This is a genomic window from Marinobacter sp. DS40M6 (genome assembly GCF_028581595.1).
Classification (GTDB): Bacteria; Pseudomonadota; Gammaproteobacteria; order Pseudomonadales; family Oleiphilaceae; genus Marinobacter; species Marinobacter salarius.
The window spans coordinates 460,483-478,672 of sequence record NZ_JAFCAE010000003.1 but is presented as its reverse complement, the minus strand read 5'-3'; the positions used below and the strand labels follow the sequence as shown (position 1 = coordinate 478,672).

At 58.7% G+C, this 18,190-nt stretch carries 20 protein-coding genes; 13 read left to right on the top strand and 7 right to left on the bottom strand.

The window, feature by feature from the left end:
- Positions 1 to 6: 6 nt before the first annotated feature.
- The 4 genes from JJO78_RS09840 to JJO78_RS09825 all read right to left on the bottom strand — a co-directional run bounded on the left by JJO78_RS09840 (position 7) and on the right by JJO78_RS09825 (position 3,106).
- On the bottom strand, positions 7 to 930 hold the full coding sequence (locus JJO78_RS09840) for a carbon-nitrogen hydrolase (protein WP_075196223.1): 924 nt from the start codon (positions 928 to 930) through the stop codon (positions 7 to 9).
- A complete protein-coding gene (locus JJO78_RS09835; protein WP_127402394.1) occupies positions 927 to 1,961 on the bottom strand; it encodes an agmatine deiminase family protein in 1,035 nt (344 codons plus the stop codon). The genes JJO78_RS09840 and JJO78_RS09835 overlap by 4 nt, the downstream gene beginning before the upstream one ends.
- A 92-nt stretch (positions 1,962 to 2,053) precedes the next feature.
- Positions 2,054 to 2,362 (bottom strand): hypothetical protein, encoded by a 309-nt coding sequence (locus tag JJO78_RS09830; protein ID WP_075196221.1) that lies wholly within the window; start codon positions 2,360 to 2,362, stop codon positions 2,054 to 2,056.
- 156 nt (positions 2,363 to 2,518) lie between these two features.
- On the bottom strand, positions 2,519 to 3,106 hold the full coding sequence (locus JJO78_RS09825; protein WP_036205319.1) for a PilZ domain-containing protein: 588 nt from the start codon (positions 3,104 to 3,106) through the stop codon (positions 2,519 to 2,521).
- A 114-nt stretch (positions 3,107 to 3,220) separates the two neighbouring features.
- Between JJO78_RS09825 and JJO78_RS09820 the strand changes: the two genes are divergently transcribed.
- A complete protein-coding gene (locus JJO78_RS09820; protein WP_036205320.1) occupies positions 3,221 to 4,462 on the top strand; it encodes a lipoprotein-releasing ABC transporter permease subunit in 1,242 nt (413 codons plus the stop codon).
- A complete protein-coding gene (locus JJO78_RS09815; RefSeq protein WP_036205321.1) occupies positions 4,455 to 5,165 on the top strand; it encodes an ABC transporter ATP-binding protein in 711 nt (236 codons plus the stop codon). Before JJO78_RS09820 ends, JJO78_RS09815 begins: the two co-directional genes overlap by 8 nt.
- Here JJO78_RS09815 and JJO78_RS09810 read toward each other — a convergent pair.
- Positions 5,153 to 5,725, bottom strand: coding sequence for a DUF2062 domain-containing protein (locus tag JJO78_RS09810; RefSeq protein WP_151982479.1), 573 nt, complete (start codon positions 5,723 to 5,725; stop codon positions 5,153 to 5,155). The two genes, JJO78_RS09815 and JJO78_RS09810, sit on opposite strands and share 13 nt — an antisense overlap.
- Positions 5,726 to 5,820: 95 nt before the next feature.
- Here JJO78_RS09810 and JJO78_RS09805 point away from each other — a divergent pair, with 95 nt between their 5' ends.
- From JJO78_RS09805 to murB, 9 genes are all read left to right on the top strand, one after another.
- Entirely contained in the window at positions 5,821 to 8,202 is a 2,382-nt protein-coding gene (locus JJO78_RS09805; RefSeq protein WP_159265617.1) for a DNA internalization-related competence protein ComEC/Rec2, read from the top strand.
- Positions 8,203 to 8,294: 92 nt separating this feature from the next.
- On the top strand, positions 8,295 to 8,921 hold the full coding sequence (locus JJO78_RS09800) for a MotA/TolQ/ExbB proton channel family protein (protein WP_007155358.1): 627 nt from the start codon (positions 8,295 to 8,297) through the stop codon (positions 8,919 to 8,921).
- Positions 8,922 to 8,926: 5 nt separating this feature from the next.
- Complete coding sequence (locus JJO78_RS09795) at positions 8,927 to 9,352, top strand: ExbD/TolR family protein (RefSeq protein WP_036205324.1); 426 nt, start codon at positions 8,927 to 8,929, stop codon at positions 9,350 to 9,352.
- Positions 9,345 to 11,120, top strand: coding sequence for a lipid A export permease/ATP-binding protein MsbA (gene msbA, locus JJO78_RS09790; protein ID WP_127401503.1), 1,776 nt, complete (start codon positions 9,345 to 9,347; stop codon positions 11,118 to 11,120). The genes JJO78_RS09795 and msbA overlap by 8 nt, the downstream gene beginning before the upstream one ends.
- Positions 11,117 to 12,127, top strand: coding sequence for a tetraacyldisaccharide 4'-kinase (lpxK, locus tag JJO78_RS09785; RefSeq protein ID WP_151982475.1), 1,011 nt, complete (start codon positions 11,117 to 11,119; stop codon positions 12,125 to 12,127). The genes msbA and lpxK overlap by 4 nt, the downstream gene beginning before the upstream one ends.
- Positions 12,128 to 12,137: 10 nt before the next feature.
- Positions 12,138 to 12,326 carry a Trm112 family protein gene (locus tag JJO78_RS09780; RefSeq protein WP_007155362.1) on the top strand — a complete coding sequence of 63 codons (189 nt, stop codon included), beginning with the start codon at positions 12,138 to 12,140 and terminating at the stop codon, positions 12,324 to 12,326.
- Positions 12,327 to 12,338: 12 nt separating this feature from the next.
- A complete protein-coding gene (gene kdsB / locus JJO78_RS09775; protein ID WP_041334280.1) occupies positions 12,339 to 13,136 on the top strand; it encodes a 3-deoxy-manno-octulosonate cytidylyltransferase in 798 nt (265 codons plus the stop codon).
- A complete protein-coding gene (locus JJO78_RS09770) occupies positions 13,133 to 13,612 on the top strand; it encodes a low molecular weight protein-tyrosine-phosphatase (protein WP_151982473.1) in 480 nt (159 codons plus the stop codon). The genes kdsB and JJO78_RS09770 overlap by 4 nt, the downstream gene beginning before the upstream one ends.
- A complete protein-coding gene (gene murB / locus JJO78_RS09765; RefSeq protein WP_075196217.1) occupies positions 13,609 to 14,643 on the top strand; it encodes a UDP-N-acetylmuramate dehydrogenase in 1,035 nt (344 codons plus the stop codon). The genes JJO78_RS09770 and murB overlap by 4 nt, the downstream gene beginning before the upstream one ends.
- A gap of 47 nt (positions 14,644 to 14,690) precedes the next feature.
- Here murB and JJO78_RS09760 read toward each other — a convergent pair whose 3' ends face one another.
- Complete coding sequence (locus tag JJO78_RS09760) at positions 14,691 to 16,424, bottom strand: proline--tRNA ligase (protein ID WP_151982471.1); 1,734 nt, start codon at positions 16,422 to 16,424, stop codon at positions 14,691 to 14,693.
- A 108-nt stretch (positions 16,425 to 16,532) separates the two neighbouring features.
- On the opposite strand from JJO78_RS09760, the gene JJO78_RS09755 reads away from it, so the two are divergent.
- Positions 16,533 to 16,961, top strand: a complete 429-nt coding sequence (locus JJO78_RS09755) for a PaaI family thioesterase (protein ID WP_036205331.1) — start codon at positions 16,533 to 16,535, stop codon at positions 16,959 to 16,961.
- A gap of 10 nt (positions 16,962 to 16,971) precedes the next feature.
- Positions 16,972 to 17,586 carry a TetR/AcrR family transcriptional regulator gene (locus JJO78_RS09750; RefSeq protein WP_036205332.1) on the top strand — a complete coding sequence of 205 codons (615 nt, stop codon included), beginning with the start codon at positions 16,972 to 16,974 and terminating at the stop codon, positions 17,584 to 17,586.
- Between the two features lie 4 nt (positions 17,587 to 17,590).
- On the opposite strand, the gene JJO78_RS09745 is transcribed toward JJO78_RS09750, so the two are convergent.
- Positions 17,591 to 18,088 carry an Lrp/AsnC family transcriptional regulator gene (locus tag JJO78_RS09745; RefSeq protein WP_036205333.1) on the bottom strand — a complete coding sequence of 166 codons (498 nt, stop codon included), beginning with the start codon at positions 18,086 to 18,088 and terminating at the stop codon, positions 17,591 to 17,593.
- Positions 18,089 to 18,190 lie beyond the last annotated feature (102 nt).

Sequence of the window (18,190 nt, the reverse complement as noted above, 5' to 3'; positions counted from 1 at the left end):
AAGTGTTTAGTCCCTTACCCGCTTGAGAATGTCACCGTAGGCGTCGATGCGCCGATCCCTGAAATACGGCCAGATGCGACGAATCGATTCACTGCGAGAGCGATTAATGGTGGCGGACAGTAGGGTTTCCGACTTGTCGTCGGCACGGGCCAGGAATTCTCCCTGGGGTCCGCAGATGAAGCTGTTGCCCCAGAAACGAATGCCGTCAGAGTTGCCTGAAGGGTCTGGTTCCGTGCCGACTCGGTTTGGCGCGATGACCGGAAGGTTGTTCGCAACCGCATGGCCGCGTTGAACGGTTACCCAGGCATCCAACTGGCGCGCTTGTTCCTCCGGGTCGTCGGTGACGTCCCAGCCAATGGCCGTGGGATAGATCAATACCTCTGCGCCGGCCAGGGCCATTAGGCGAGCGGCTTCTGGATACCACTGGTCCCAACACACCAGCACACCCAGCCGACCCACGGAGGTGTCAATGGGGGTGAAGCCGTTGCGGCCGTCGTTGAAGCTGGCGTCGCCCGGGGTGAAATAAAACTTTTCGTAGAAGCCGGGATCGTCGGGAATATGCATCTTGCGGTAGAGGCCGGCGATGTTTCCATCCCGCTCAAAAACGACGGCTGTGTTGTGGTAGACGCCGTTCATTCTCCGTTCAAAGATAGACCCGACGAGAACGATGCCAAGTTCCGCCGCCAGAGCGGATAGCCGACGACTGGTCGGGCCGGGAATCGGCTCGGCGAGTTCGAATACCGAGGTGTCTTCGGTCTGGCAAAAGTAGAGCGTGGCGTGCAATTCCTGCAGGACGACGAGCTGGGCGCCGTCCGTAGCCGCCTGGCGGATCAGACGTTCGCTGGTTGCCAGGCTGGTATCCTTGTCAGCGCTGCATTGCTGCTGAATGGCGGCAATGGCCAGATCGGCGGATTGAGGAATCTGAGTCATGCGCCTACAACCCCTGCCGGTATCTGCATGGTGACGCAATGCAGGCTGCCTCCCTGTGTGATCAGTGGTCGACAGTTCACCGGAATCACTTCCCGCTCAGGGAAAACGTTCGACAAGGTGGCGACAGCGTCTTCATCCTGAGGCACCCCGTAAACCGGTACCAGCACGGCGCCGTTGATGACCAGGAAATTGGCATAGGTTGCGGGAAGGCGCTCGCTGTCTTCGTCATGGATGGCATCGGGCCAGGGCAGCGGGGTCAGGCGGTAGGGGTGGCCGTCAGCCTGGTGGAATTGCTGCAGCTCCTCCTCCATGGCCGCCAGGGCGCTGTAGTGCTCGTCGCTGACGTCCGGGCAGGCCACGTAACAGATATGGTCGGGGGCGCAAAAGCGCGCCAGGGTGTCGATATGGCTGTCAGTGTCGTCACCGGCAAGGTAGCCGTGGTTCAGCCAGAGGATGCGCTCGGCGCCCAGTGTTTCCGACAACAGGTGTTCAATACCGGCTCGATCCATGGACGGATTGCGGGAAGGCGTCAACAGGCATTCGCTGGTGGTCAGCAAGGTGCCTTTACCATCGGATTCGATAGAGCCTCCCTCGAGAACGAAGTCGACCGGTATCAGCGGTGTCGTGCCAAAGCTGCCAAAATTCGACAGGTGGCTGTTCAGGGCATTGTCCTTTTCCCAGGGGAATTTTCCGCCCCAGGCATTGAACCTGAAATCCAGTAATTCGTGGCCCTCGCCACGGCTAATGGCTAGGGGGCCGTGGTCGCGTGCCCAGGTATCGTTGGCCGGGGCAGGAACGGCCGCAACGCGGCCGGGCAAACCGTTATCCTGAGCGAACTGATTAAGGTCCCTTTCCAGCTCCTGCAAACGGACAACATGCTCACAGCTGAGTAATACGTGCTGAAAGCGCAAGACGGTCTGCGCGATCTCCATAAACACCGGCTCGACATCGGCAAGGATGTCGCTCCAGTCCGTTCCGGGGTGGGGCCAGGTAAGCATGATGGCACTTTGGGGTGCCCACTCGGCGGGCATCACAGGTCTGGAAGTCAAGTTGTGAACACCTTATCCAAAAGCCGCCATTCTAACGAACGAGCGGGGTTGCGTCAGGATGTGCAGAGGATTTTTTAGCGGCTGGGCTTCAGTACCGCATGGATCACCCGATCGGCTTCAAAGTACACGACAAAATCCGCGTAGTGCCATTGCGATATGGGTGGGTTGCCCACAGGCCCGGAGGTGCGGATCGGGTTGCCCCAGCCGTTGCGAACGCTGGACTGACTCATGCCAGTACGTGGAAGGTTTTCCTGTGCGCCGCGCTCAGCCTGCGACATCACTGGAACCCGAACCTCTTCCGCCACCGCGGTGGCAAGCGGGGCTACCGCCAGTCCTGAGAAGGCTGCGGCGGCGCAAACGGCTTTTATGGTGCGGTTTTTCATCAGTGACTTACTCCCTGGGATCGTCGTATCCGATTGAACGGGGTTGCCTGGAAAATCTGAAAAGTGCCGTGGATGGTACTCGCCAGACATTGATAAAACGTAATATCCACCAAAGACTAACAAAAGTCAGCCCGAATTCGATGATTTGTGGACCGTTTACTCTTTCTGTCGCTGGCGGATCTGCCATCGCATCACGTGGCGGGCGATTTGCTGTCGGTCGCTGTCCTGAATGTCGGTAAATTCCGTATGAACCCTGCCACCGCCGCTTTTGTCAGGTACAACGTCGATGACTCTGGCAGTCGCCACTGGCTGAAACAGCTCCGGTGGCAGCGTCATTCTCAGGGCCAGTTGGTCACCGGCGGAAAAACGGTTGGTGGAGCTGTGGAACGACAGCCCGCCTTCACTGAGTGTGACGTCCTGCCAGTCCCCAGGTTGCAACGGATTTTGCTCAAAGGCCATAATGCGCGCCAACGTATCCAGCTTCCCGTTCAGAGACTTGATCAGCGAGGTCAGCAGGCGGTCACGTTCTGCCAGGTTGGCGAGCTGCGCCCTGACATCCTGGTCCAGGCGTCTGAATTCCGAGCGCAGGCTCTCCATGTGATTGCCGTTAAAGGGGTTTTCCCGATTAGCTTCACCAGGACCCAGCGTTCGGATTTCCAGGCCAATATGGTCACTGATGCGAAAGTAGTCCCTGCGATCAGAAGGATTATTCGCCGGGTTATTGTCGGGTGTCGTTTCAGACATCTGGGCTCCATAACGCGGTATTATTGTTTCCTGATAGCAGTTTAGCAGCTTCCTGACGGTCCGTATCGCCGCAGGATTTTCGACAGACCAGAAGGCAGCGACAGGCTCCTCCCAATGTTCAGACCCTTATCACTGTATGTCGGCTTGCGGTACACCGCGGCCAAACGACGTAATCACTTCATTTCGTTCATTTCCCTGACCTCCATGATTGGCCTGATGCTGGGCGTGGCTGTCCTCATCATCGTGTTGTCGGTGATGAATGGCTTTGACCGTGAGCTCAAGCAGCGGATTCTGGGCATGGTGCCTCACGCTGTGATCCAGGGTAACCCTGATCTTGATGACTGGCAGGAAGTGGACCGGAAAGTAGAGCAACACCCATCGGTGATCGCTGCAGCGCCCTTTATTCAGGGGCAGGGCATGGTCACGGGTGGCGGTGACGTTCGCGGCGTCATGCTCAATGGTGTACTGCCAGAGCAGGAGCGGAGCGTTTCCATCATTGAAAACCATATGATCGAAGGCGGGCTGGACGATCTGAAGTCCGGAGAGTTTGGCATCATTATTGGCCGGCAGATGGCCGCCAGCCTGCGCCTGCAATTGGGTGATCGGGTCACCGTGGTGTTGCCGGAAGCATCGGTAACTCCAGCCGGGGTATTGCCGCGACTGAAGCGATTCACGGTCAAGGGCGTATTCAGCGTCGGGGCGGAACTGGATGGCAACTACACCCTGATTCATATGGATGATGCATCAAAGCTCATACGCACCGACGGCAAAGCCCAGGGCGTGCGCCTTCTGGTGGACGATCTGTTTCAGGCTCCGAAAGTGGCAGAAGAAGTTGCGCGCCAGCTGAGCGGTCGCCACTTCATATCTGACTGGACCCGAACCCATGGCAATCTGTTCCAGGCCATCCGCATGGAGAAGACCATGATCGGCCTGCTGCTGATGTTCATCGTCGCGGTGGCCGCGTTCAACATTGTGTCGACACTGGTGATGGTGGTTACCGACAAGACAGCTGATATCGCTATCCTGCGCACGATGGGCGCAACACCCGGGCGAGTGATGCGGATCTTCATGGTTCAGGGCGCGGTGATTGGCATTACCGGCACCCTGGTGGGCACAGCGCTGGGCATTCTGGGTGCCTACAACATCAGCGGGTTTATTGCCTGGCTGGAGGCCTTTATGGGGCATCAGTTCCTGAGTGCTGACGTCTATTTCATCAGTTATCTGCCGTCCCAGCTGCAATGGCAGGACGTGTGGATCATCAGTGGTGCTGGCCTCGCCATGAGTCTGTTGGCAACGATCTATCCAGCGTGGAGAGCATCCCGCGTCGACCCGGCGGAGGCCCTGCGATATGAGTGATTCAGCAACCATGAACGATGACAGGTCATTGGTGATCAACTGCGAAAAAGTAACCAGAACCTATAACGAAGGGCCGGGAAAGCTGACGATTTTCTCGGACATTTCGCTTCAGGTATCGGCCGGCGAATCGGTAGGCATTGTTGGCAGCAGTGGTGCTGGCAAAACCACGCTGCTAAACCTGCTCGGGGGGCTGGATAAACCTTCTTCGGGTCATATTGATATCTGCGGGCAGGATATTCACCGGATGAGCGAATCCGGCCGGGCGCGTTTTCGCAATCGTCACTTGGGGTTTGTTTACCAGTTCCATCATCTGTTGCCGGAATTTTCGGCCCTGGAAAACGTCATGATGCCGGGTGCGTTGGGTGGCCGTGGCGTTCGCCAGGCCTCGGAACAGGCAACCGCCATTCTCGAACGTGTCGGGTTAGGAGCGCGGCTGGGGCATAAACCCGGAGAACTGTCTGGTGGTGAGCGTCAGCGGGTGGCGATTGCCCGCGCCCTGGTGAACGAGCCCGAGTGCGTCTTGATGGATGAGCCCACTGGCAATCTGGATGAGCAGACCGGGGAAAGCGTCCGCGAGCTTATCGAGTCGCTCAGGGACCAGATTGGCATAGCGTTCGTGTTGGTCACCCACGATATGGCCATGGCCAGGAGCCTGGGGCGGGTGCTTCGGCTGGAGCAGGGTGAACTGTTTCAGGAGCTTTGATGGGCGTCAGCGCCCGGCTTGGACTTGCGGGCGGCCCGGCGGTGGCGTATTCGAAGTAGCTGGCGCTCCCGCCAGTCGCTGCGGACCTTGCGCCGCCACAGGAATTGAATGACCAGATAGGCAAGGCAGGCCGAGCAGGTGGCCACCAGTACCGAGCCCAGGTAGAGAGGGATGCCGATATCCATCAGGCGGCCGCTGAGCCACGACCAAGACAACTGGATCTCGAAGTTCAGTACCGGTCTGTCCAGTATCCAGGCTCCAATCTTGTAATTGAAGTAGAACATCGGTGGCATGGTCACCGGATTGCTGATCCAGACGAGCACTACCGAAAGCGGCAGGTTGGCGTTGAACCAGATGGCGAAGAAGGCAGCGGCAACCATCTGGAACGGCATCGGTATAAATGTCAGGAAAATACCGACCAGGAACGCCCTGGCGACGCTGTGGCGATTGATGTGCCACAAGTTGGGTTCATGAAGGATATCTCCGAGGAAGTGCAGCGACTCGATCGAGCGCACCCGTTCCGGCGTTGGTAGATAGCGTTTCATGAACTTCTTTGGCATTGGGAAGTTCTGCCTGCTCGGGATAATGGTTCCGGGGTATGGCGGCTCCCGGAATTGACCAACTATCAGGAGGACAAGGATTGTCCGGAAGTTTTATGGCCAGGGTCGGCCTCGTGGGCTTCGCCTGCGGCGTTATCTTACTGTATAGCTTGGCGGTCTTGCCACCTTTGCACTGGCTGATTTCCGCGACACCTATCCCGTTTGTCGCGATACTTCTCGCCAGGTCTCCGCTGTTCAGGGCGGTCGCAGTCCTGCTTGCTGGTGGGATTGTTGGCCTGGCCTGGGCGGCGCTGCAAGCGGACGGCCGGCAGCAGTCGGTGCTACCGACGACACTGGAAGGCCTGGAACTGGACGTCTCGGGGTATCTTTGTGATGTCCCATCCGAAGGCAGCTTCGGTAGCGTCCGTTTCGCCTTTTGCGTGACTCAATGGCATCTGCCCGAAGGCGACAGTACCTTTTCCGATGAGGATTTGCCGGATCGGTTGCGACTCGCCTGGTACGGCGATGAGGCCACGACCAGGCCCGGTCATCGGCTGATACTCACGGTTGCGCTCAAGCGCCCCCACGGTGCCGTGAATCCGGAGGGGTTCCGCTACGAATCCTGGCTGTATCGGAAGGGGTTTGGTGCCACCGGCACAGTCCGCGAGCTTTCCCGCTCAGACCACCTTGAGTGCCCGTTTCGTTGCCGGTATCACCGCTGGCGGGGAGAGCTGGTGGACGCTGTCTCGGGCAGGCTGTCTGATGCGCGCCATTTCCCATTAATAACGTCCCTGATGATGGGCTACCGCGGGCATATGCAGCCCGAACACTGGGACGTTCTGAAAGCTACCGGAACCATTCACCTGGTTGCTATTTCGGGTCTGCATCTGGGGTTGATTGCCGCTGGGGCAGGCTTCCTGTGCCGCCGCCTGCTGCTTTGTCTTCCTGAACGTCGAGTATCGCCTGCGGCACTAAGAATCCTGGTTTTCCTTGTGGTCGCCAGTGCGAGCATCGGGTATGCGCTTGTGGCCGGGTTCTCCGTGCCCACCAGGCGGGCGCTTATTATGGTCATCATCGCCGGGTGGGTTCTCGTTGGCGCTCGGCAAACCGGGGTTTTTACGGGGCTGCTGACCGCGCTGGCCCTGGTGTTGTTAAGTGATTCGTTTTCGCCCCTGGACCAGGGGTTCTGGCTGTCTTTCGGCGCCGTGATGGTTCTGGTGTTGCTGTTTGCCCTCCGTGTTGGCAGGACTGGTTGGCTCACGGGGCTATTGCTGGCCCAAGTGGCCGTCTTTGCCGGGCTCTGGCCGATATTATCCACCCTGGGGCAGCCTCAGCCTGTGCTCGGTCTGGTAGCCAACCTGTTTGCCATTCCCTGGGTATCGCTGGTGGTCATGCCGTTATTGGTCGTGGGAGCTTTTGTACTGGTATTGCTCCCCTCTGCGGATGCCCTGGTGATTGGCGTGCTGGATGCCGTTTTTGGGGTTCTGTGGCAGGGGCTTTCCTGGCTCGCGAACGTTGATCTTGTGCTGACGGTGCCCGCCCCATTGCAGGTTGCGGGGTTTTCCTTGGTGGTTCTGATGGCCCTGCTGGCCCCTTTCAACGGGTTTCGGAAGGCGGCTGCCTGTGTCACGTCGTTATGGATTGCCATGATCGTGTTTCGGGGCGAAGGGATGGAGGGGGCGAACGAGACGGTCGCCCACCCTGAAATCTGGGTATGGGATGTCGGCCAGGGGCTATCCGTCCTGCTTCGCGAGCGGGACCGGGTGCTGCTCTACGACACTGGCCCGGCACTGGAGGGAGTCTACTCGTCGGTGGAGTCGGTTCTGATTCCCAATCTGAATGCTCTGGGCGTACGCCGCATTGATACCCTGGTAATCAGCCACGGCGATGGTGATCACGCCGGAGGGCTGCCGTTGCTGTTCGACCGATTCAAAGTCGGGCGGATTGTTACCGGCGAACCCGGGAGAGTTGCCGACAAGTTGCCCGTAGGCGTAAAGGTTGAGCCCTGTTCTGGCCAGGTGGATGTCAAGATGGGCGATCTGGAACTGGAACTCTGGCAAAGCCGGGGCAGGGTTGAGGGTAATGACGCGTCCTGTGTGCTGACAGTATCGTCGGTTGTCCCGCCCGTTGAGGTGGTGTTGCCTGGCGACATAACCCGCCGGGTGGAAGAGGAGTTTATGGCCCGGGCCGACCATTATCGGAATGATACCGACCGCTATCGGGTTGTGCTGGCACCCCACCATGGCAGCAAAACGTCCTCATCGGAACCTTGGGTCGCCTGGATGGCTCCGAATCTCGCCGTAGTCAGTGCTGGCTACCGGCACCGTTTCGGTCATCCCCATGCAGACGTGGTTGAACGGTATCAGTCCGTTGGCAGCGATATCGCCAATACCGCTACCTCCGGCGCGATCAGGCTGGTTCTGGAGCCGGGTGGAGTGATAACCACAAAGGCAAGGGCCGCGACCCCGTTCTGGATTCGTAAACCCGAAACTCCCTGAACAGAGTGTAAAAACCGTGACATTCCGGGTGTGGCCTACACCGGCAGCTATGCTAAAGTAGCGCGGCTTGTAAACAATCAGGGAGACCAAGCGTGTTCGAGCTTTTGAAAGCCGGTGGCATCCTCATGGTGCCGATTCTTGCCTGTTCCATTCTTGCCCTTGCCATCATTCTAGAGCGCTTCTGGACGCTCAGACCGTCCAGGGTAACGCCTCAGCACACCATCAACGAACTGTGGCGGTGGATCAAGAAAAAGGAGCTTAACGGGCGCAAGCTCAAGGCACTGCAGGGGTCGTCTCCCCTGGGGCGGATCCTGGCCGGCGGGTTGATGAATGCCAAACATGGTCGCGAGATCATGAAGGAAAGCATTGAGCACGAGGCGAGTCAGGTCATTCATGAACTGGAACGTTTCCTGAACCCCCTCGGGACCGTTGCGACCATTACGCCTCTCCTGGGCCTGCTCGGGACCGTGATCGGCATGATCAAGGTGTTTGCAGAGATCCAGCTCGCCGGTGTAGGCGATGCCGGTAATCTGGCCGGGGGTATTTCGGAAGCACTGATTACGACGGCTTCGGGCCTGAGCGTGGCCATACCAGCACTGATCTGCCACCGTTACTTTATTCGACGTGTCGATGAGTTGGTTGTCGGCATGGAGCAGGAAGCCATCAAGCTTGTGGAAGTGGTGCATGGCGACCGCGAAATTGACGTGGAAGGAGCCTGAACACTGTGAAGTTCAAGCGTCAGAGAAGTCAGGAAGTCGGGGTAGACCTGACGCCACTGATCGATGTGGTCTTCCTGCTGCTGATATTCTTTATGGTGTCCACCACGTTTACCCGTGAGAGCCACCTCAATATCGAATTGCCGGAAGCCAACGGTGAGAGGTCGGAATCCGAGGCGGAGTTGATTGATGTGGTCATCAACGCCGAGGGCCAGTACATCCTCAACGACCGAACCCTGGTGAATAATCGTCGGGAAACCCTGGAAAGGGCGGTTAGTGAACTGGCACAGGACAACACGTCTCTGCCGTTCATCATCACCGCGGATGCCCGTACCCCTCACGAGTTCGTCGTGCGTGCCATGGATGTGGCGGGTCGTCTTGGTTTTGCCAAACTCAGCATCACCACCGAACGAGAGGCGGAAGGCAGTGAGTGACGCCACGTCGACAGCCGAAGAGTCACACCAGCCGGCATCCAACTGGGGAACCTACAAACGCCTGTTGGCTTACGTAAAGCCTTTCTGGCTGGCGTTCTCGCTCGCCGTGGTTGGCAATATCATCTACGCAGCGGCCTCCACCGGTATGGCTGCGGCGATGGAATACGTCATCACGGCACTGGAAAACCCCACCGACAAGAACCGGATTCTGCTGACGTTGCTGATTGTCGGTGTGTTTGCCTTTCGCGGTGTCGGCACCTTCATGAGCCAGTATTTCATCAGTTACGTTGGGCGGCAGGTTATTAACGCTCTGCGCCAGCAAGTCTTCGACCGTTTGCTGAGCCTGCCGTCCCGCTATTTCGATGAGAACGCTTCCGGCCGTCTGGTTTCGAAGATCACATACAATGTTGAGCAGGTGGCAGATGCCACGACCAACGCCGTGACCATCACCCTCAGGGAAGGGCTTACCATCCTGGGTCTGCTGGGCTTTATGATTTACACCAACTGGAAGTTGACCCTCGTATTCCTGGCCGTGGGGCCGTTGATTGCCCTGGTGGTCAGCTACGCGAGTAAGCGCTTCCGCAAAATCAGCAAACGTATCCAGGGGTCGATGGGCGATATTACCCATGCGGCTTCCGAGTCCATCAGTGGCTATCGGGTGGTCCGTACCTTTGGCGGCGAGCACTATGAGCGCGACCGCTTCCGCAAGGTCAGTGAGAAAAACCTGGAGCAGAGCCTGAAGATGGCTTCCACCCAGGCCATCAGCATCCCGGTTATCCAGGTGCTGGTGGCGATTGCCATCGCGGCACTGGTGTGGACCATGCTGGCGCCGGAGATCCGTGGCGAAATGAGTACCGGCCAGCTTGTGGCCTTCATTACCGCCGCAACAACCATGGCCAAGCCCATTCGCCAGGTAACGTCCGTACATGCCAAGATCCAGCGTGGCGTTGCCGCTGCCCACGACGTCTTCGGAACCATGGACGAGGAACCGGAACACGATCCGGGCACCTACGCGCCGGAACGGGTTAACGGCAACATTGAATTTGAAAGCGTGTCCTTCCGCTATCGTGACCAGTTGGACGACGTTCTCAAGGATATTTCCCTGAACATACCCGCCGGTCAGAGTGTTGCCCTGGTCGGGCGTTCGGGCAGTGGCAAGTCGACACTGGTCAGTCTTTTGCCTCGTTTCTACGAGTACACCGGTGGGGATGTCCGTCTGGACGGCCACTCCCTGAAAGAATTCAGCCTGGAAGCCCTGCGTTCACAGATTGCGCTGGTGACCCAGAACGTGGTTCTTTTCAACGACACCATTGCGGCCAACATTGCCTATGGCGCACTCCGCCACTGCAGTCGCGAGCAAATCACTGATGCAGCGGCCAAGGCCCATGCGCTGGAGTTCATCGAGCGTATGCCGGAAGGTCTGGATACCATGATTGGTGACAACGGCGTGATGCTTTCCGGCGGCCAGCGCCAGCGACTGGCCATTGCAAGGGCCCTGCTGAAAAACGCACCGGTGCTGATCCTGGACGAGGCAACATCGGCCCTCGATACGGAATCGGAACGGCACATACAGGATGCACTGGAAACCGTCATGCAGGGTCGTACAACGTTGGTCATTGCCCACCGGCTATCAACCATTGAAAAGGCGGATCGCATCCTGGTGATGGATGGCGGCAGAATTGTCGAGTCCGGTCGCCATGATGAATTGCTGGCCGAGGGCGGCGCCTACGCCCAGCTCCACCAGATGCAGTTCAGCGAGCAGGCATGACCACGCTGGTGGAACGGGTATGGTACAGCGGTAGGCGCCCCCTGTGGCCGTTGTATCCGCTGGTCTGGCTCTACCGCACCATTTCTGAAAACCGTCGCCGCCGGGCCTGGCAGGCGATGAACGAACGCATTCCGGTTCCCGTGGTGGTGGTGGGCAATATCACCGCCGGGGGCACAGGAAAATCCCCGCTGACGGCCGCTCTCACCAGCCTGCTGAAGGACCAGGGGTGGCAGCCAGTGATCCTGAGCCGTGGCTACGGTGGCAAGTCTGATCGCTATCCGCTGTTGGTCAACGCTGACACCGACGCCAGGATCGCCGGTGACGAGCCGGTAATGCTGGCCGCGCAATCGGGATGCCCGGTTGTGGTGGACCCGGATCGCAGACGGGGTGCCTTATGGGCACTGGAGCAAGGGCTGGGTACCATTCTGGTGTGCGACGACGGGCTCCAGCATTATCGGCTTCCCCGGGATATTGAACTTGCCGTCTTCGATGCGGCCCGTGGTGTCGGCAACGGCGCCCTGATTCCCGTGGGGCCGTTGCGTGAACCTCTGGCGCGGCTCGAATCCGTCGACTTCGTGATCACCAATGGCGGCCATCTCGACGAGCTCGAGCATGAGCGCCAGTTCACCATGACCCTGGCCCCTACTGAGCTGCGCAACCTTGTGACCGGGGAAGTGCTGTCTCCGGAATGCCTGGAAGGCCGGCGCGTGAGGGCAGTGGCAGGGATCGGTAATCCCAGCCGGTTTTTCGATACACTGATGGCGCTGGGGGCTCAGGTCAGGCCTCTTGCCTTGCCGGACCATCATCCTTTTACGCCCGCCGACCTGCACTCCGAAGACGGTGAATGGCTGGTGATGACCGCCAAGGATGCGGTCAAGTGCCGCGGGATCGCCCCTGACAACACCTGGGTCCTGTCTGTCACGGCCAGCCTCCCCGAGGTGTTTTCCGAGGCGTTCGTGGCCCGCGTCAATGACTGCAACCAATCGCTGGATACAATGACATTGTGAGAACCGCACCATGGATAAAAAACTGATGGCCCTGCTGGCCTGTCCGGTATGCAAAGGTGACCTGAAGCTGAACGACGCCAAAACCGAGCTTGTCTGCTATCAGGATGCGATGGCCTTTCCGATTCGCGAGGGGATACCGGTGATGCTCGCCACCGAAGCCCGGACTCTGACGACCGACGAGCGACTCCACAAACGCTGACAGGAAGCCCGTATGTCCTACACCGTCGTTATCCCGGCACGTTATGCCTCTACTCGGCTGCCTGGCAAGCCATTGGCAGACATTGCCGGCAAGCCGATGATTGAGCACGTCTATGAGCGGGCGTGTGAAAGTCAGGCTGGTCGTGTGGTGATCGCCACGGATGACGAACGCATCAAGGCCGCCTGTGCCGCCTTCGGCGCGGAAGTAGTGATGACCTCCGCCAACCACGCCAGTGGTACGGACCGTCTTGAAGAGGTAGCCCGAAAACTGGGGTTTGGTTCGGACAACCGGGTTGTCAACGTTCAGGGTGATGAACCCTTGATCCCACCGGAACTGATTGACCAGGTGGCCGCAAACCTCGAAGCTCACCCTGACGCAGCCATCGCCACCCTCTGCGAGCGGATTCCTGACGCCACCAGTGTGTTCAATCCCAATGTTGTCAAAGTGGTTTTCGATAACCGGGGCATGGCCCACTACTTCAGCCGGGCGCCGATTCCCTGGGCCCGGGATGCGTGGCAGGACGGTGGCGACACCGCCGCGGCGCGGCCGCTACCGGAAGACAGCAATTACTATCGTCACATTGGCATCTACGGCTACCGCGTCAGCCTCCTGCGGAATTTCGTGACTTGGGCGCCAGCCCCGACCGAAGTCACTGAATCCCTGGAACAGCTGCGGGCACTCTACAATGGCGCCCGCATTCACGTCGAAGAAGCGTGCCGGATGCCACCTGCGGGCGTGGATACCGCCGAGGATCTAGAGCGTCTGCGGCAAATCATGATTACCAGACAAAAGGGGGCAGGACACCCATGAAGCCGGAAGTAAACGTACTGTTTGTCTGTCTTGGCAACATCTGCCGTTCGCCCAGCGCAGAAGGTGTCTTTCGCCAGGTGGTTCAGCAGTCCGGGTTCGAAAGTCGCATTGCCATCGATTCCTGCGGAACCGGCGACTGGCATGTGGGTAAGGCCCCGGACGGACGCGCCATGGCCGCTGCCGGCAAGCGCGGAATCGATATCAGTGATCTCCGGGCCCGCCAGTTCCAGGCGCCGGATCTGGACCGGTTCGATTACGTACTGGTGATGGACCGTCAGAATTTCGCGGACGTCAGGGATATCTGGCAGCAACATGGCGGGACCGAGCCGGCATTGTTTCTGGGGTTTGGTCGTTCTGATGAAGAGGAAGTGCCGGACCCATACTACGGTGGCGACCAGGGCTTCGAGCACGTACTTGACCTGATTACCGAGGCCAGTGAAGGTCTTCTTGAGCATATCCGGGAGCGGCTGGTGTGACCCGTTCCGGGGAGATCAGGGAGAACGTGTCCCTGGGGACGATGAACAGTCTTGGTATCGAGGCGAGGGCGCGGTATTTTGTGTCAGTCACCACTGTCGAGGCGCTCCGGAGAGCGCTGGCGTGGGCATCGGAAGCATCGGTTGAGCCGCTCCTGCTCGGAGGTGGCAGCAACCTGGTATTTGCAGGGGATTATCCAGGGCTGGTGATTCGCATCGCCATCGCACGCCGGTGCTGGGAGCAGGTTAGTGGCGACGAGGCGACACTGGTACTGGGCGCTGGTGAAAACTGGCACGAAAGTGTGTTGTACGCGGCTTCCTCCGGCTACAGAGGGATTGAAAACCTTGCGCTGATTCCTGGCACCGTCGGGGCGGCACCGGTTCAGAACATCGGAGCTTATGGCACGGAGTTGCAGGACACCCTGGTGGATATCCGGGCCCTGGATCGGCAGACCGGCAACGAAGTGGTGCTGACCAACAGTCTGTGCCATTTCAGCTATCGTGACAGCGTGTTCAAACACGAACCCGGGCGCTACGTCATCACAGAGGTTCGTCTGAGATTGTCCCGCAGCCGACCATTCTCACTGGATTATCGTGACCTCTGCGACTATTTCGACGGGCAGGACCTGCGCGATCTCACTCCGCTTGATGTCGCCAGTGCCGTGATGGCTGTTCGTCGACGCAAATTGCCTGATCCGGAACAGCTTCCCAATGCCGGCAGCTTCTTCAAGAACCCAGTTGTGCCATTGGCAACCTGGGAGTCATTGAAGGAGCAACACCCAGAGATCGCCGGCTACCCCGGTGATGATAATGCCAAGGTGGCGGCCGCATGGCTGATCGACCAGTGTGGCTGGAAGGGATATCGCAATAGCCGCGTTGGCGTCCATAACCGTCAGGCACTGGTGTTGGTGAACCATTCGAATGGCAGCGGTCAGGACGTGTTGGCATTGGCCAACCGTATCCGGGAGGATGTTGAAGCCCGCTTTGGTATTGCGCTGGAAATGGAACCGGGCGTAATCGGTTCATGCCCATAGGGCAGGCCTGAACCGATTACGCTCGTTGCACGGTGCCTTAAAGGCCGTTAAAGGCCGTTGCGGGGGGAGGCGCTAATCAGGAAGGGGAGTGCCTCAGCGAGTGGAATATCCTGCTTGTCTTCGTCACGGCGGCCCTTGTATTCCAGGGTTTCTGCCGTCAGGCCCCGCTCGGATACCACGAACCGGTGAGGAATGCCGATCAGTTCCATATCCGCGAACTTCACGCCCGGACGTTCGTTCCGGTCATCCAGAAGGACATCAAAACCAGCCTGGCGAAGCTGCTCATAGAGCTTTTCCCCGGCAGCCATGACCGAAGGGGATTTGTGGCCGTTCAGTGTCACGATAGCCACCTCAAACGGAGCAATGGCGTCGGGCCAGATGATGCCCTTGTCGTCATGGTTCTGCTCAATGGACGAGGCGACAATCCGGGAGACACCGATACCGTAGCAGCCCATTTCCAGGATGGCGCTCTTGCCGTTTTCATCCAGTACGGTGGCGTTCATGGCCTTGCTGTATTTATTGCCCAGCTTGAAAATGTGGCCAACTTCAATACCGCGCCGGATTTCCAGGGTGCCCTTGCCGTCTGGGCTGGGATCGCCCTCGACCACATCGCGCAGGTCTTCCACGCGGCTCAGGGCTACATCGCGTTCCCAGTTTACGCCGGTCAGGTGGTGGCCTTCCTTGTTGGCGCCGCAGACAAAGTCCACCATGTGTGCTGCACTGCGATCGACAATGACCGGCACTGGCAGGTTCACGGGGCCGATGGAGCCGGCCTTGCAACCGACAACCTGTTCGATTTCCTCATCGGTGGCCATGGTCAGCGGTTCAGCGACATCGGGCAGGTTTTCCGCCTTGATTTCATTAAGGGTGTGATCCCCCCGAAGAATCAGGGCAATCAGGCCACTGTGGCCTTTGTCGTCTTCTTCGGCCTTGACCAGCAAGGTCTTGGCGCAGCGACTGGCGTCTACGTTCAGGAATGTGGCAACGGCCTCTATGGTCCGTTGCTCTGGTGTGGCCACCTCCGCCATTTCTTCGGAAGGCGATGAGCGGTCTCCGGCAGGCGCAACGGCTTCGGCTTTCTCAATGTTGGCGGCATAGTCGCTGTCGGTGCTGAACACAATGGCGTCTTCACCGGATGAGGCCAGTACATGGAACTCGTGGGACGCGCTTCCGCCGATAGCGCCTGAATCCGCCTCGACGGGGCGGTAATCCAGGCCCAGTCGATCAAAGATGGCGCAGTAGGTGCGATGCATGACCTGATACGTGTCGTTCAATGATTCCGCATTCACATGGAACGAGTAAGCGTCCTTCATGATGAATTCCCGCGCACGCATCACGCCGAACCGGGGACGTCGTTCATCGCGGAACTTGGTCTGGATCTGGTAGAAGTTCGCGGGCAATTCCTTGTAGCTTTTCAGCTCGTTGCGGATCAGATCGGTGATGACCTCCTCGTGGGTGGGCCCGAAGCAGAAGTCGCGACCATGGCGGTCGTTCATCCGCAGTAGTTCACCGCCATACTGTTCCCAGCGCCCGGATTCCTGCCACAGCTCCGCCGGCTGTACCGCGGGCATCAGCACTTCCTGTGCGCCACTCTTGTCCATTTCCTCGCGCACGATGCGTTCAACCTTGCGAAGCACCCTCAATCCCATTGGCAGCCAGGAGTAGAGGCCGGAGGCCAGTTTTCGGATCATTCCTGCCCGGAGCATCATTTGATGGCTGATGATCTCGGCATCGGCAGGCGTTTCTTTTTGGGTGGCAATCAGGTAGCGGCTTGCTCGCATTGTGTTATCCGTAAGCAGTTGAGAAGGGGTTCTTTATTTATCCTGTCGTGCTCGCTATTGTACGGAGCGATTACCACGAGGTACAGATGGACATTGGGAGAGCTGCGAATGACACTGACCGCAACTGAAGTCGAGGCCGTTATCAGGGCCGGTGTGCCTATGGCCGAGGATATCGGATTTACCGTCGACGAAGCGCGGGAAGATGGGTTCGCCCGCACCCGCCTGGTGTTTTCCGAACGCCTGATTCGCCCCGGCGGCACACTGTCTGGCCCGGTGCAGATGGCCCTGGCGGATGCGTCCATGTACGCGGCAGTGATGGCCGCCATTGGTCAGGTTGAGATGGCGGTGACCAGCAACCTGTCGATCAATTTCCTGCATAAGCCGGCACCGGACGACCTGATAGGGGAGGCGAGGGTTCTGCGGATGGGGCGCCGACTTGCTTTTTGCGAGGTGCGGTTGCTATCCGGGCAGGGAAACGAGGAGAAACTGGTCGCCCATGTAACGGGCAGCTATGCTTTACCGTATAACCGCGACTGAAGCAGGAGATATGACCGAAGAAACCGTAGATATCACGCCTCGCCGTCAGCCTGTTCAGGCCAGAAGCCGCGAGCGCGTGAATAGCATTCTCAGCCATGCGGCAGCGATTTTCCACGAGGTGGGTGTCGATGCCACCAGTATGTCTGCCATTGCCCGTCAGTCCGGCATGTCACTCGCCTCCCTCTATCGTTACTTTCCCAACAAGGCGGCCATCGTAAAGGCGATTGCTGAAGGGCATGTTGAGCGCATGGAGACGGCGTTGCGGGAGCGGCTCCAGACTCTGGAGCTGGTGGATGCCGTAGACGTTCTGATTGACCTGTTCTATGAGTTTTATCGGACCGAACCTGCCTATTCCGTGATCTGGAGCGGGGTGGAATCGATGCCCGAATTGCGGGACCTGGATATCCGTGAGCTCTACAGCCATGCCCGCGACCTGGATAACCGCTTGCGGGACGTCTGCCCCCGCATTCCGGAAGACCGTCGGTGGACGGCGAGCCTGATGTTGCCCCGCTCGGCCGGAACCGTTCTCAGGCTTGCGGCGACCCTGCCGGACGATCAGGCCCGTTCGATGGTGAGTGAGCTCAAATGCATGGCCCGGGCCTATCTGGCTGAGCTCATTCGCTAGCGAGTCAGGACAGATACCCCAGAGGCAGGGCCGTGCTGTCAATAACCCGCCTCAGCACAAAGCTGGAATGCACACCACTGACGCCCTGGATGCGGGTGATGCGATTTAGCAGAAAGTGGTGATAATGATCCATGTCGGGCACTACCACCTTGAGCATGTAATCGGCGTCCTGGCCGGTAATCAGGTAGCATTCCTGAACTTCGGGGTATTCACCCACCTGCCGCTCGAACGTGGCAAAGCGTTCGGGGGTGTGCCGGTCCATGCCGATGAGTATGATCGCCGTAAGGGACAGTCCCAGCTTTTTGTGATCAAGGATTGTTACCTGCCGAACTATGATCCCGGCGTCCTCCAGTGCGCGGACCCGTCGCAGGCAAGGGGAGGGTGAAAGACCGACTTTGTCTGCCAGCTCCTGGTTTGTCAGCGAGCCATTCTGTTGCAACTGTTCGAGGATATGACGGTCAATCCTGTCGATTTTAACAAGCGACTTGTCGGAAGTTGACATAAAATTGCACCTTCAGTGAGTATCCTGGAATATTGTGTCTATTCTGGGTTTCTTAAGGGAGAAAAAGCAATCATTTTCCCCGTGTGACGCGTTATCCTGATA

Bases quoted from the DNA above. Each gene is read 5' to 3' on its own strand.
- JJO78_RS09840 (WP_075196223.1), bottom strand. From the start codon at position 930: ATGACTCAGATTCCTCAATCCGCCGATCTGGCCATTGCCGCCATTCAG.
- JJO78_RS09835 (WP_127402394.1), bottom strand. From the start codon at position 1,961: ATGCCCGCCGAGTGGGCACCCCAAAGTGCCATCATGCTTACCTGGCCC.
- JJO78_RS09830 (WP_075196221.1), bottom strand. From the start codon at position 2,362: ATGAAAAACCGCACCATAAAAGCCGTTTGCGCCGCCGCAGCCTTCTCA.
- JJO78_RS09825 (WP_036205319.1), bottom strand. From the start codon at position 3,106: ATGTCTGAAACGACACCCGACAATAACCCGGCGAATAATCCTTCTGAT.
- JJO78_RS09820 (WP_036205320.1), top strand. From the start codon at position 3,221: ATGTTCAGACCCTTATCACTGTATGTCGGCTTGCGGTACACCGCGGCC.
- JJO78_RS09815 (WP_036205321.1), top strand. From the start codon at position 4,455: ATGAGTGATTCAGCAACCATGAACGATGACAGGTCATTGGTGATCAAC.
- JJO78_RS09810 (WP_151982479.1), bottom strand. From the start codon at position 5,725: ATGCCAAAGAAGTTCATGAAACGCTATCTACCAACGCCGGAACGGGTG.
- JJO78_RS09805 (WP_159265617.1), top strand. From the start codon at position 5,821: ATGGCCAGGGTCGGCCTCGTGGGCTTCGCCTGCGGCGTTATCTTACTG.
- lpxK (WP_151982475.1), top strand. From the start codon at position 11,117: ATGACCACGCTGGTGGAACGGGTATGGTACAGCGGTAGGCGCCCCCTG.
- JJO78_RS09780 (WP_007155362.1), top strand. From the start codon at position 12,138: ATGGATAAAAAACTGATGGCCCTGCTGGCCTGTCCGGTATGCAAAGGT.
- kdsB (WP_041334280.1), top strand. From the start codon at position 12,339: ATGTCCTACACCGTCGTTATCCCGGCACGTTATGCCTCTACTCGGCTG.
- JJO78_RS09770 (WP_151982473.1), top strand. From the start codon at position 13,133: ATGAAGCCGGAAGTAAACGTACTGTTTGTCTGTCTTGGCAACATCTGC.
- JJO78_RS09760 (WP_151982471.1), bottom strand. From the start codon at position 16,424: ATGCGAGCAAGCCGCTACCTGATTGCCACCCAAAAAGAAACGCCTGCC.
- JJO78_RS09755 (WP_036205331.1), top strand. From the start codon at position 16,533: ATGACACTGACCGCAACTGAAGTCGAGGCCGTTATCAGGGCCGGTGTG.
- JJO78_RS09750 (WP_036205332.1), top strand. From the start codon at position 16,972: ATGACCGAAGAAACCGTAGATATCACGCCTCGCCGTCAGCCTGTTCAG.
- JJO78_RS09745 (WP_036205333.1), bottom strand. From the start codon at position 18,088: ATGTCAACTTCCGACAAGTCGCTTGTTAAAATCGACAGGATTGACCGT.